Raw genomic sequence first — 12,663 nt, 5'->3', positions numbered from 1 at the left:
CCATCAATCAAACAACTTTACCACTAGATGTAGAACAATAATATATTCCAGAAACGGATGTTGCCTTTAAATAATAATTGGTGCTATTTCAAAGTAGAATGCAGGAAAAAGTGTCTAAAATAAGAAAAATCAGCCTGATTTTCTTTTTGAAAAGTATTATTGTCCCAATCTCGTCCAAATTATTCTAAGATTTCTCTTTACCAACATCATTTGACAAAGAGCCAGCAATTATTGTTCATCGACTAAATTCATCTGACTTTTTAGGTAAATGATTATTTTGTTGTACATTTTGGTCTAGTAGAGTTTTTGGTTTTAAATCTGAATTATTTAGTCTTCCACTCAATGAAACTTGATTTGTTGAGTTTAGGTTTGTTTTAGCTGGTTCTTGTGAAGTTCCGTGCGCCCTGTTCAGCAACGCTGTTTTTTCTTTCATTATTTTGATAAGGTCCTTTTTATCTTCTTTAGTAATCAAAATCTCCTCAACTAAATTGCGTTGAGAGAGTTTATCAAGGCTACTGTTAACAATAAATTCGGCCATCATAGATAGCGTTTCCGGGTCTACCTTTTTGTTCGCTTTAAGTCCCAATGCTGCGTTCATTGCATCAGATAACAATATCATGTTTTCAGTCTGCACTTGATCTATAGTCTTCCCATTTATTTTAGTGTCTGCCTTATTTTCTTGTAATTTTTTGGGTTGCTGTTTCAGGCTTTCGCTGATCATATCTCGAAGTGTTTTTTCATCTTCTCTTCTCATGCCAAGAGCTTCAGGAACTTTTTTCATATAATTTGGATCAAGTACACTATTCTCAATGGTAATGGCTATTTGATGTAAAACCTTTGGAGCTGTAAATTGACTCTTTGAAAGTTGATAATCGTCTTTTATTATTTTAACCACTAGGGGTACTGCCTTATCATTTATTGCATTACTTTGGAATATATTCCGAAGTTTGTCTCTATCTGATTTTGACATAGGAAGCGTACTTATAAGCTCTTGCTTCTGGTCTATATTAAGGTCTAAATCCACCACTTCATTTGCTATTGTATGTAGTTTTTCTGGAGCTGTCGGTTGATTCTTTGAAAGTTGATAATGTCTTTTTGCTGATTCAGCCAACATGGATACTAGCTTATCCTGTGCCGTAGCATTTATTGAATTACTTTGAACAGATACTTTTGGTTTTGGTGGAATCGGTGGTGGAGTCTTTTGTTGTACATTTTGGTTTAGTAGAGTTTTTGGTTTTAAATCTGAATTATTTAGTCTTTCACTTAATGAAACTTGATCTGTTGCTTTTACCTTAAAATATTCTTTTTGATCATAGTTATATTCACTCTTAAACTTCTCAATTTCTTTTTCTCGTCTCTCTCGGCTTATTATTGGTCTATTCTCCAACTCATCTATGAATTGCTTTAATATGGTGGGGTTAAGTTTAGTAAAGTGTCTATTCTTCATAAAACTTGCTATCGCTTGCTTAACCGCTTCATTTTCTTTTCTTTCTTCAATTAATTTTTCCACTCTTGACGTTTGATTTCCTATAAGTTCCTTAACGTCCTGTTCAGCGTTTATTTTTAGATCATGAATAAATGCTATACACGTATCAGGAGTCAAGGGATTAAACTTAAATTTATTAAGGTCTCCAATTAGTGCATCTTTTGTTTCCTTCGGCAAACGTGTATCTGAGTGAATCTTATGCCTTGTCTTAAGGTAGTCAATATAAAAAGTTTTATTTTGGCTAGTTACTTCTATTGTATTTTGGGTCTCTATTAGGTTGTTTGGTTGTATGAGTTTGCTCTCATCTGGATGAAGTGGAAGTCGTTGGATGACCCCTTCTGCTACATCATCTTTAAGTTCAGAAAGAAATTCACCTATTGCTGCTAATGTTTCCGAACTAACAGGTTCACCCTCCTCAAGCTTACACTCTTCGATTAGTTGAAAAGCTATAGTAGCATGATTATACAAAGTATTTCGAGGTCGTTTGCTTTCATTATTTGCAATTTTTTGATTTGTTTCTTTTTTCTGTTCCATGTTTGGCATGTTATTCTCTCCTTTAAAATTTTATGTACTGCTTCATCAATTTATCAGAAAAAAGAATACATAAGAAAACTTTTATTTCCAAGAAAAGAAAATTTTGCAATTTAATACCATTTAATTGATTAAAATTCTAGGTTATTACTTTTAATTTCTGAGAATACAAGGTCAAGTATAGTATTTTCAAAGAATTATGCATCAAAAAATTGTATTTGAGTAGTCCTATACATAACAGTTCCTTTCATAATATTTCATTGATTCTTTAATCCTATTTTTGATTTAGCTATAAAAATCGGGTCGTTCATCCAATTTTTTCTGATTAACGACCCGAGCTCATAAACTATGTAATTATTCTTAGAGTTTATTGATCACTATCTTTGAAATTGATCCTTTTTGTTTAGATATGCCTGTGACTTTGGTAGTACAGATGTGTTTAATTGCTCAATTCTTTTTTTCGTAAGTCTTCCTTGCTCGGATTTTCCTTGCTCACGTTTTCTTTTATTAAGGCTTCTTTGTTCGGAGCTTCCTTTTTCAAGAAATTCTTTTACACTCATCTTGAAATATTCCTGTCTTTCATTTGGTTTACTTGGAGACTTATATTCATTTTTTAATTTCTCAATTTCTATTTTTTGCCTCTTTTTGCTTATGTATTCAGATTTTTTCAACTCGTCTTGAAATTGCACCATTAGTGTTGGAGGAATTTCAGTATAGTGTCTGTTCATCTTAAATCTTTCTTTCACTTGATCAACCGCTAAATCTTCTCTGGCCTTTTTTATTGATTTTTCTATCTTGGGCGTTTGCTTCTTTAAGAGTGTCTGAACATCTCTTCTAGCGATCACATCTAAATCATAAATAAAGGAAGTAAACCTGTTAAGGTCCAAAGAATCGAAATAGAATTTATCAAGGTCTTGAATTAGTGCATGTTTTGTTTCTTTCGACAAAACTGCTTTTTTGCTTAAATCATACTTTTGATTAAGGTAGTTAATATAAAAGGTTTTATTTTTATCATCCACTACTATTCTATCATCACTATTCATTTGGATGTTCCTTTGTCGTAACAGTTTTTTCTCTTCTGGAAGAAGCGGAAGATAAAAGATAATCCCTTCTGCAGACTCTCTCTTATAGTTAGAAAGAATTTTACCTAATGTTGCTAACTTTTCCGAACTATTAGCTTCTCCCCTCACAAGCTTATGATCCTTGATTAGTTGAAGAGCAATAGCATATTGACTTCCTGTCCGTATTACTGCTATTTTTTGTTTATCATTTGGCATGTTATTCTCTCCTTTAAAAGTTATATACTACCTTGTTAAACTATCAGAAAAAAGGAGTATCTAAGTAACTTTTATTTCTGCAGAAAGAATTTTTTGGCATCTGATATCACTAAACATGTTGTTTTTCGAGTTACTATCCGATAACCATTCTGTCAAAAAGCAGTCATCACCCACTTATAGAGAATGGATGATGACTGCCTATACTAGATTAAAATTGAAGATTCTTAATTTATCCACTTCTGTTTGTCACAAATTGTTGATTGAATGATCTATCGACCACTAGAACATCGTACTTCAACTTCACGCAAGCTCCCCTTTTTTGCTTTAGCAGTCGTTCAGAACAGTTGGTTTTCTAACCGACCAATTTGTTCATTCATTTTTGACATTTTCCTAAATAAACGAACCCTTACACAAAAAATGTACTATATTTCTAGAAAATCTTACAGAAACTTCTTTCTTTTTACCATTTCCTGTTTGTCGCAAGCAATGGATCATTCGTATACAATTAGTCAATTACATTCGATAATAGACAATGATTGCTAGTCCGATACCTGATAAAATCAGTCCCCAAAATAGTTGTCCGAACATACTGGTATCTCCCAATAGCCAACGAACGAAAAATAATTTTCTTCCAAAACAAAAAATTAACACACCTATGATAAAAATAATACATCCCGTAGAAAATATCGGGTTTGCTTGAAAAGCATTTATAATCTCTTCCATCTAACAACATCTCTTTCTCTATCCATTATAGTTACCACAAACTCTGTTAGGCATCCTCTCATTTCAATACGTTTACCTAACGACACTTAGTATACTTCCTACTGTCAAGACAGTCCATATTTTTAAATGACCTGAACGAACAAAACTGTAAGCTATGTTTTTAAGCTGATCTTTGTCTACGACTACTTTCTCTCACAATATCGTTGAAGAGAAAAACGATCTAAGTTTTACATTGACGAATCAAATAAAAATACTCGCTGAACAATTTTCATTGAACAACGAGCATGCTAAGTTTTTGACTAATAGCTGTACTTTCTTTTTTCTAAATAGGAAGAAAGTAAGGATAAAGCATAGCAGACAGCAAAATACATCAATGTCATTGCCACAAACATTGGCAATACATAATTGGTATTTTGGCCGTAAACAATTCGTGCTTGGTGAGTCAATTCAGGTAAGGAAATGATCACTGCTAATGATGTATCCTTGATCAATGAAATCAGCTGACTCACGATTGCTGGGATCATTGATTTAAATGCTTGGGGTAAAACGACGATTCTCATCGTTTCTACATAAGACAATCCTGTGGAAAGACCAGCCTCCATTTGTCCTTTAGGAACGGCATTCAACCCTGCTCGAAAAATTTCTGATAACATAGCCGATTCAAAAATCGTCAATGCTGCTACGGCTGACCAAAAAATATTCATTTGGATACCGATTTGTGGTAAGGCAAAATACGTAAAGAAAATGATCAATAACAATGGAAGATTTCTGATAATATCAATTAGTATTCCTAGTATTTTTGAAAGATAAGGTATATTGGCAAAACGAACCACACCACAAATCCCGCCAATCAAAAAACTAAAGATGATTGAAAATAATGAAACCTCCACAGTCACTTTTAATCCTTCTAATAAGAAGCGGATATTCATCCATGAAAAAGCACCACTAAAATCCATTTTGTTCTCCCCTTCCTATGAACGAACTGCCCATTTTTTCTCTAAATATGTCATCAAGTAAGACAAAGGTAATGTAATTACTAAGTAAAAAAGACCCACGATGATATAGGTATCAAAAGTGTTGAAAGTTTCACTGGCAATTAAGTCCCCTTGATACATTAAATCTAACCCAGCAACGATAGCTAAAATCGATGAATTTTTGACTAGATTAATGAATTGGTTTCCTAATGGTGGTACGACGATCTTGAAAGCCTGCGGCAAAATAATAAACCGCATCGTTTGCGCATAGGTCAAACCAGCTGATAAACCCGCTTCTGTTTGCCCTTTTGGCACTGTTTGAATCCCTGAACGAACGGTTTCTGCAATAAATGCCGAAGTATAGATCGTCAAACCGATCGTCCCTGCTTGAAAGCCGTCAAAACTAATCCAATAGATCGGAAGGACGACATAAAAGAACATCACAATAATCAACAATGGGATATTTCGAAAAAATTCCACGTACGCTTTAGCTAGTCCACTGATCACTTTGTTCGTTGACAATTGAAAAATTGCCATCAGTGTTCCAATAATCAAACTAAATAATAAAGCTAACACACTTGAATAGATAGTGATTTTAAACCCTTCTAAGAAGGTTGATCCATATGTTTGCAGCAACTCAGCCATTCTTTCCCCTCCTTAATTCACTTTTCCTTGGGTGGTATCTGGGAACCATTTTTGGTAAATCTGATCATATGTGCCGTTAGCAATGAGTTCTTTTAACGCTTGATTTACGGCATCCAAAAATTCTGTTTGTCCTTTATTGATCGCAATTCCATAAGGTTCATTGGTAAACGTCCCACCTGCTAAAGTATAGTCAGGGTTCTCGTCAGCCATTCCCAACAAAATGGCATTATCGGTCGTCATAGCATCTCCTTGCCCCGATTGTAAAGCAGTAAACGCTTCGGCATAGTTTTCTAGTTCAAGAATTTTTGCATCTGGAGCATGTTCTCGGATATTTACTGCAGAAGTTGATCCTTTGACTGCGAGCACAGTTGTTTCAGCATTTAAGTCATCTACGCTTTTAATCGGGCTTCCTTTTTTGACTAATAAAGATTGTCCGGCATCAAAATAAACATCAGAAAAATCAACTTGCTTTTTTCGTTCATCTGTAATGGTCATTGTCGCAATAATCGCATCAATATTTCCATTTTTTAATAGCGGAATCCGTGTTTTAGAGGTAACTTCCACAAATTCTGCTTTCCCATCTTTTCCAAGAATCTCTTGCGTAATCGCTTTAGCGATATCGATATCAAATCCTTGAACCGTACTACTTTTGATATCCATCATCCCAAATAAGCGAGTATCGTATTTTACACCCCACGTTATGGTGTTGTTTTGCTTACTTCGTTCCAGAATATTTTCTTCAGCGACACTTTTTCCTTTGCAGCCTGCTAATATCAAAAAGACCAGACCCAAAAGGAAAAGCAAACGAATCATTGTTTTCTTACGCATTTTATTCCTCCTATCAATGATTGATTACTTTACTAATAAATTGTTGTGCCCGAGGTTCTTTAGGGTTCTCAAAGAAGTCTTTTACATTGCGGCTATCTTCCAATACTTGGCCATCCGCCATGAAAATAACCCGATCTGCTACTTCTTTTGCAAATCCCATTTCATGGGTCACGACGATCATTGACATCCCATCACGAGCTAATTTTTTCATTACATCAAGTACATCCCCGATCATTTCCGGATCTAAAGCAGATGTAGGCTCGTCAAATAGCAGCATTTCCGGATTCATCGCCAAACCTCTGGCAATTGCCACACGCTGTTGTTGTCCTCCAGATAACATAGATGGATAAGAATCTTTTTTGTCGAGCATGTTGACTTTTTCTAAGAATTTTTCCGCGTTTTTCACTGCACTTGCTTGATCTTGCTTTAATACTTTAATCGGTGCAAGTGTAATGTTTTCTAAAACGGTTTTATTAGGATATAGATTAAAATGCTGAAAAACCATTCCAACATTTTTTCTGACTTCAGTCAATTTTGTTTTTTTGTCCTGAAGGTCGATATCATTGATTAACAATCTTCCAGAAGAGATCGTTTCTAATCCATTGATACATCGTAACATTGTACTTTTACCTGAACCTGAAGGACCAATGACAACGACGACTTCCCCTTTCTCAAACTCGAGGTTTATGTTTTTCAAAGCATGGAATTTGCCGTAGTATTTTTCCACGTTATCAAATTTAATCATTGCCATATCATTACACTCCCATTATTATTTAGTAAGAAAACATTTAAATATATATAATAGAACATATTATATCTGAAACTTACGTATTTTGTAAAGTTTCTTTGAAACTTTCTTTCGTTATTTTTCTCCTTTGCTTCTTACATCTGCTATTTTTCTGCATTTTGTTCGTCTTTTGATTTAGAACGGTTGTTTCTTCCTCCAAAAAACGGTAAGATATTAAGTGCTTAGTCTTACAAATCGTAAAGAGGTGTTTTTTTTGAAAAATATTATTCTAACAGGTGATCGCCCGACTGGCAAGTTACATTTAGGGCATTATGTAGGATCACTCAAAACACGGGTAGAAATGCAAAAAGATGAAAACAATCAACTTTTTGTAATGATTGCAGATATGCAAGCCCTAACCGATAACGCTAAAAACCCTGAGAAGGTTTCTTCAAATGTACTTGAAGTTGCTTTAGACTATTTAGCTGTTGGATTAGATCCTACGAAATCAACGCTTTTTATCCAATCGCAAATACCAGAATTAGCTGAATTGACTATGTACTATTTAAACCTAGTCAGCGTCGGGCGTGTCCGTCGTAATCCTACAGTTAAAACAGAAATCGAACAGAAAAAATTTGGTGAAGGTGTCCCAACTGGATTCTTTATTTATCCTGTATCGCAAGCTGCTGATATCACAGCTTTCAAAGCGAATTTAGTTCCTGTTGGTGAAGATCAAAAACCAATGCTTGAACAAACGCAAGAAATAGTTCAAAGTTTCAACCACACGTATGGCGACGTCTTAGTGGAACCAAAAGGCGTTTTCCCACCAAAAGGAATGGGCCGTTTGCCTGGCATCGATGGGAATGGAAAAATGAGCAAGTCATTGGGTAATGGCATCTATATTTCTGATCCTGCTGATGTGGTCAAGAAAAAAGTAATGAGTATGTACACAGACCCAAATCACATCCACGTGGAAGATCCAGGTCAAGTCGAAGGCAATATGGTATTCACTTATCTTGATGTGTTTGGAAAAGATAAAAGCGCAATTGAAGAAATGAAAGCTCATTATCGTCGTGGTGGTCTAGGTGATGTAAAAATCAAACGCTATTTGATTGATGTTTTGGAAGAAGAGTTTGCTCCAATTCGTGCTAGAAGAGAAGAATTAGCGAAAGATCCAGCCGCTGTGATGGCGATCCTAAGAGACGGTAGTGACGCTGCTGCGAAAGTCGCTGCTCAAACTCTAGCAGAAGTCAAAACTGCAATGGGAATCAATTATTTTAACTGATTGGCTTGTTAATGAATAAAAAAAGACGTCCTCATTCTTTGTGAGGGCGTCTTTTTTTACAGTTTAACGAATATTTGCACCAACTGTTTCACTTAGTGCTTTTTCGATCTTAGTCATTGATCGGTTAATTTCTTCATCTGTCATTGTTGCTTCAGGATTCTCGAATGTCAGACTGTAAGCCATTGACTTATGTCCTTCCTCGATATTTTTCCCTTGATACACATCAAACAATTGGATGTCTGTTAAGAACTTACCTGCAGCAGACTGGATAACCGTTACGATTTCTTGATTGGTTACTGTTTCTGCAACTAACATTGCAATGTCACGAGAAACGGAAGGGAATTTTGTCACCGCATGGAAAGTCATCCCTTTTTGAGCAGCTTCGATCACTGAGCTCAAGTCAAATTCTGCAACATAGGTTTCTGGAACATCGTATTCTTTAGCTGTATTCGGATGAACCTGTCCAACAAATCCAATCACTGTTTCACCTAAATAGATTTCCGCTGTTCTTCCTGGATGCATGTCTTTCAAACTATCAGTCGCTTGATAAGAAATTTCTGTTGCTATTCCTAATTGTTCAAACAAGTTTTCTAAAAGACCTTTGATCGTATAGAAGTCAACTACTTCTGCTTGAGTTTGCCAACTTTTATCCTGCCAAGTACCTGTCAATGCAAGAGCAACATGTTTCACTTCCTGCGGCAAATGAGTCAATGGATCGTTTTCTTGATAGAAGACTCTTCCAACTTCATAAAAAGCGACATCACTATTTTTTCTAGCTACGTTATAGTTCACATTATCCAGTAACCCACTGATCAAGTTCATTCGTAAGACAGAACGGTCTTCGCTCATTGGCCAATCAAGACGTGTAACTAAGGAATCTTTGATTGTAAATTGACGAGATTTTTCTTCAGTTGTCAAAGCATAGCTGATGGCTTCATGTAAACCACTGTCTTCAAGTAATGTACGGATCTTGCGTGTTGTTGCTTGCTCTTGGGTCAAACTTCCTGCAACAGTCTCTCCACTTGGTAATGTGGAAGGCAAGCGATCATAACCATAGATACGAGCGACTTCTTCAATAATATCCGCTTCAATCTTGATATCCCAGCGACGAGGAGGAACAGTAACGGTGAACGTTTCCCCTTCACTTTGACAGCCAAAGCCAAGTGCTTCAAAAATCTCATTTACTTCCTTAACTGTTAAGTCAGTTCCTAGATAATGATTGATTCGTGAGAGGGTGATCGTTACTGTTACGTCTTCTACTTGATAAGTCGAACCAGCAACCGCACCTTGAAGAACCTCACCGCCTGCTAACGAAACGATCATTGCAGCAGCAACGTCACATGCTTCAGCGACTGTTGCTTGATTGATTCCTTTTTCAAAACGAGCAGAAGATTCACTTCTTAAATTGAATTGTTTCGCTGTTCGACGGATCGAAATTGGATCAAACAAAGCTGCTTCTAGAGCAACCGTAGTCGTTGTCTCAGTGATTTCAGAATCCAAGCCGCCCATCACACCTGCTAAAGCGACTGGTTGTTCTCCATTAGTGATCACGAGATTTTCGGGTGTTAGCTCACGTGTTTCGCCATCTAACGTAACGATTTTTTCTGTTGCTTTTGCCTGACGGACGACGATTTCTTGTGATCCTAGCCGATCATAATCAAACGCATGTAATGGTTGCCCAAACAACAGTAAGATGTAGTTTGTGATATCTACTACGTTGTTGATTGGTCGAATCCCTTCATTCATCAAGATATTTTGTAACCATTGTGGACTAGATTGGATTTTTACGCCTTCAATGATTCGAATTTGATAAGCAGGCACAGCTTCTGGATCTTCGACTGTCACCTTGATTTTGTCTTTTGCCGGACGTGCTGCTTCTACTAATTCTTCCTCTGCAAAATGAGGTGTTTGACGATAAATCGCCCCCACTTCATATGCTACTCCTCGCATAGATAAAGCATCTGCGCGATTCGGTGTAATCGATAACTCGATAATTGAATCGTCCATGTCTAAATAAGAAAAGACGGGCTCTCCATTGACTGCCTCTTGTGGAAGATAGTAGATTCCTTCAGCATATTCTTTGGAAACGACACTATCTGGATAGCCAATTTCTTGTAAGGCACAAATCATCCCATTAGAAACTTGACCACGCATTTTCCCTTTTTTGATTTTTACATTCCCTGCGATCCGTGAATTAGGTAAAGCAACGATGACTTTGATCCCTGCCTTCACGTTAGGCGCGCCACAAACGATCTGTGAAAGTTCTTCTTCACCGATATCCACTTGGCAAATCGATAAATGATCGGAATCAGGATGTGGCACACATTCCTTGACTTCGCCGACTACGATTTTTTTTAAGCCTTCTTCAGGAACCGTGATTCCTTCCACTTCGATCCCAGTCACTGACATTTTATCAGCTAGTTCTTTTGGCGTAACTGCTGACAAATCAAGATATTTATTTAACCATTTATAAGAAACTAACATGCTTTTTACTCCCCTTTGAACTGACTTAAGAAACGCAAGTCATTTTGATAGAAATTACGAATATCATTGACACCGTAACGTAGCATTGCTACTCGATCTGGGCCAAGGCCAAAAGCAAAACCAGAGTATTTTTCCGGATCGATACCTGACATTTTCAATACATTTGGATGAACCATCCCAGCTCCTAAGATTTCAATCCAACCGGTGTGCTTGCAGACATTACAGCCAGCGCCACCACATTTGAAACAGCTGACATCCACTTCAACAGAAGGTTCAGTAAATGGGAAATAACTAGGACGTAGTCGAATTTCACGTTCTTCACCAAACATCTTTTTCATTACGACTTCTAACGTGCCTTTTAAGTCACCCATCGTAATATTTTCATCGATCACTAATCCTTCGATTTGATGGAATTGGTGACTATGAGTAGCATCATCTGTATCACGACGGAATACTTTCCCAGGTGAGATCATTCGAAGTGCACCTTTTGAAAAGTCATGTTTTTCCATCGTACGTGCTTGTACTGGTGAGGTATGCGTACGAATCAAGATCTCTTCTGAAATATAAAAAGTATCTTGCATATCACGAGCTGGGTGGTCTTTTGGTAAGTTCATTCGCTCAAAATTATAATGATCAGACTCCACCTCATACCCTTCAACAATTTGGTAGCCCATTCCGACAAAGATGTCTTCGATTTCTTCCATGATTTGTGTCAAGATGTGGCGGTTTCCTTGTTTGACTTGACGTCCTGGCAAGGTCACATCAATTGTTTCTTTGCTTAAAGCTGTTGCAAGTGCCGCTTCTTCTAACGCTTGCTTTTTACGTTCAATTTCTGCTGTCAACAGATCACGAATCTCATTGGCAAAACTACCAACTTTCGGACGTTCTTCAGGACTTAGATCCTTCATTCCCCGTAAAACTTCGGTGATTGGTCCTTTTTTTCCTAAAGTTTCTACACGAATTTGATTTAATTCTTTTAAATCGTGTGCTGTCGCTATTTTAACGATTGTGGCTTCTTTCAAGCTTTCTAATTGGGCTTGTAGAGACATTCCCTATTTCCTCCTTCAAATTCAAATACAAAAAAGACCTCATTCCTACAAAGGAACGAGGTCTTCGCGTTACCATCCTAATTTACGGTCAAAACCGTACACTTACTTTTTTAACGACATTTGCCGGTCTGAATAAATCAGACGAACTCAGAAAGTGAACTTCATTTTTCAAACTCAGGATCTGCTTACAGTCTATGACAGATCTCCCTGGACTGGTTTAGCCAAACTACTCTTTTTCGTCAACGTTCTTTAGCTATTCATCTAATGCCAGTTTACAAGATTTCACTTCCAAAATCAACTGCATTCTTCTTCTGTCACCCATTTTTCACTCCAAACCTGTAACTGAACAATGGCCTTTTGAAGATCCGCTCCTTTTTCAGTTAACATATATTCTGAACGGCTGGACTCTTTACATGAGAAGTTTCTGGCGATGATTTTTTCTTTTTCAAGTTCTTTTAATCGTTCAACTAAAACCCGATCACTCACCATAGGTATTTTAGCTGCGAGATCAACAAAGCGTTGCGGACCATTTTCAAGCAATACATCAATAATCAGCCCATTCCATTTTTTACCTAAAATCGAAAAGGTCTTTTCAAATTTAGGACATAAAGTGAACTCTGTCTGTGTTAGCTCCATTTTACTCACCTCTTTGCT

Annotated in this window: 11 protein-coding genes and 1 other annotated feature; of the genes, 1 reads left to right on the top strand and 10 read right to left on the bottom strand. The window is 36.7% G+C overall.

Going from position 1 to position 12,663, the window contains the following annotated elements; genetic code table 11:
- Positions 1-235 precede the first annotated feature (235 nt).
- From IGL28_RS05960 to IGL28_RS05930, 7 genes are all read right to left on the bottom strand, one after another.
- Positions 236-2,029: a hypothetical protein gene (locus IGL28_RS05960; protein WP_438843916.1), complete on the bottom strand. Its 1,794-nt coding sequence runs from the start codon at positions 2,027-2,029 to the stop codon at positions 236-238.
- 365 nt (positions 2,030-2,394) lie between these two features.
- The gene (locus tag IGL28_RS05955; RefSeq protein ID WP_081129006.1) at positions 2,395-3,294 is read right to left on the bottom strand and encodes a hypothetical protein; all 900 of its coding nucleotides are present in this window, start codon (positions 3,292-3,294) and stop codon (positions 2,395-2,397) included.
- 513 nt (positions 3,295-3,807) lie between these two features.
- Positions 3,808-4,017, bottom strand: a complete 210-nt coding sequence (locus tag IGL28_RS05950; protein WP_010737487.1) for a hypothetical protein — start codon at positions 4,015-4,017, stop codon at positions 3,808-3,810.
- 299 nt (positions 4,018-4,316) lie between these two features.
- Positions 4,317-4,973, bottom strand: coding sequence for an amino acid ABC transporter permease (locus tag IGL28_RS05945; protein ID WP_010737486.1), 657 nt, complete (start codon positions 4,971-4,973; stop codon positions 4,317-4,319).
- A gap of 15 nt (positions 4,974-4,988) precedes the next feature.
- Positions 4,989-5,636 carry an amino acid ABC transporter permease gene (locus IGL28_RS05940; protein ID WP_010719298.1) on the bottom strand — a complete coding sequence of 216 codons (648 nt, stop codon included), beginning with the start codon at positions 5,634-5,636 and terminating at the stop codon, positions 4,989-4,991.
- A gap of 12 nt (positions 5,637-5,648) precedes the next feature.
- Positions 5,649-6,464 (bottom strand): transporter substrate-binding domain-containing protein, encoded by an 816-nt coding sequence (locus IGL28_RS05935; RefSeq protein WP_010719299.1) that lies wholly within the window; start codon positions 6,462-6,464, stop codon positions 5,649-5,651.
- Between the two features lie 13 nt (positions 6,465-6,477).
- Positions 6,478-7,215, bottom strand: coding sequence for an amino acid ABC transporter ATP-binding protein (locus IGL28_RS05930; RefSeq protein ID WP_010719300.1), 738 nt, complete (start codon positions 7,213-7,215; stop codon positions 6,478-6,480).
- A gap of 250 nt (positions 7,216-7,465) precedes the next feature.
- Here IGL28_RS05930 and trpS point away from each other — a divergent pair, with 250 nt between their 5' ends.
- The gene (gene trpS / locus IGL28_RS05925; RefSeq protein WP_081129004.1) at positions 7,466-8,476 is read left to right on the top strand and encodes a tryptophan--tRNA ligase; all 1,011 of its coding nucleotides are present in this window, start codon (positions 7,466-7,468) and stop codon (positions 8,474-8,476) included.
- A gap of 63 nt (positions 8,477-8,539) precedes the next feature.
- On the opposite strand, the gene pheT is transcribed toward trpS, so the two are convergent.
- The 3 genes from pheT to IGL28_RS05910 all read right to left on the bottom strand — a co-directional run bounded on the left by pheT (position 8,540) and on the right by IGL28_RS05910 (position 12,645).
- Entirely contained in the window at positions 8,540-10,960 is a 2,421-nt protein-coding gene (gene pheT, locus IGL28_RS05920) for a phenylalanine--tRNA ligase subunit beta (RefSeq protein ID WP_081129003.1), read from the bottom strand.
- Positions 10,961-10,965: 5 nt separating this feature from the next.
- Positions 10,966-12,009, bottom strand: coding sequence for a phenylalanine--tRNA ligase subunit alpha (gene pheS, locus IGL28_RS05915; protein WP_034699979.1), 1,044 nt, complete (start codon positions 12,007-12,009; stop codon positions 10,966-10,968).
- A 48-nt stretch (positions 12,010-12,057) separates the two neighbouring features.
- Positions 12,058-12,261: a binding site (T-box leader), on the bottom strand.
- 42 nt (positions 12,262-12,303) lie between these two features.
- The gene (locus tag IGL28_RS05910; protein ID WP_010719304.1) at positions 12,304-12,645 is read right to left on the bottom strand and encodes a winged helix-turn-helix transcriptional regulator; all 342 of its coding nucleotides are present in this window, start codon (positions 12,643-12,645) and stop codon (positions 12,304-12,306) included.
- Between the last annotated feature and the right edge of the window lie 18 nt (positions 12,646-12,663).

It is taken from the genome of Enterococcus sp. AZ077 (assembly GCF_051714965.1).
Classification (GTDB): Bacteria; Bacillota; Bacilli; order Lactobacillales; family Enterococcaceae; genus Enterococcus_B; species Enterococcus_B hirae.
This window is presented reverse-complemented; position numbering and strand designations above follow the sequence as displayed.

What these genes read in the sequence shown, in the direction of transcription:
- IGL28_RS05960 (WP_438843916.1), bottom strand. Translation starts at nt 2,029, where the DNA reads ATGCCAAACATGGAACAGAAAAAAGAAACAAATCAAAAAATTGCAAAT.
- IGL28_RS05955 (WP_081129006.1), bottom strand. Translation starts at nt 3,294, where the DNA reads ATGCCAAATGATAAACAAAAAATAGCAGTAATACGGACAGGAAGTCAA.
- IGL28_RS05950 (WP_010737487.1), bottom strand. Translation starts at nt 4,017, where the DNA reads ATGGAAGAGATTATAAATGCTTTTCAAGCAAACCCGATATTTTCTACG.
- IGL28_RS05945 (WP_010737486.1), bottom strand. Translation starts at nt 4,973, where the DNA reads ATGGATTTTAGTGGTGCTTTTTCATGGATGAATATCCGCTTCTTATTA.
- IGL28_RS05940 (WP_010719298.1), bottom strand. Translation starts at nt 5,636, where the DNA reads ATGGCTGAGTTGCTGCAAACATATGGATCAACCTTCTTAGAAGGGTTT.
- IGL28_RS05935 (WP_010719299.1), bottom strand. Translation starts at nt 6,464, where the DNA reads ATGCGTAAGAAAACAATGATTCGTTTGCTTTTCCTTTTGGGTCTGGTC.
- IGL28_RS05930 (WP_010719300.1), bottom strand. Translation starts at nt 7,215, where the DNA reads ATGGCAATGATTAAATTTGATAACGTGGAAAAATACTACGGCAAATTC.
- pheT (WP_081129003.1), bottom strand. Translation starts at nt 10,960, where the DNA reads ATGTTAGTTTCTTATAAATGGTTAAATAAATATCTTGATTTGTCAGCA.
- pheS (WP_034699979.1), bottom strand. Translation starts at nt 12,009, where the DNA reads ATGTCTCTACAAGCCCAATTAGAAAGCTTGAAAGAAGCCACAATCGTT.
- IGL28_RS05910 (WP_010719304.1), bottom strand. Translation starts at nt 12,645, where the DNA reads ATGGAGCTAACACAGACAGAGTTCACTTTATGTCCTAAATTTGAAAAG.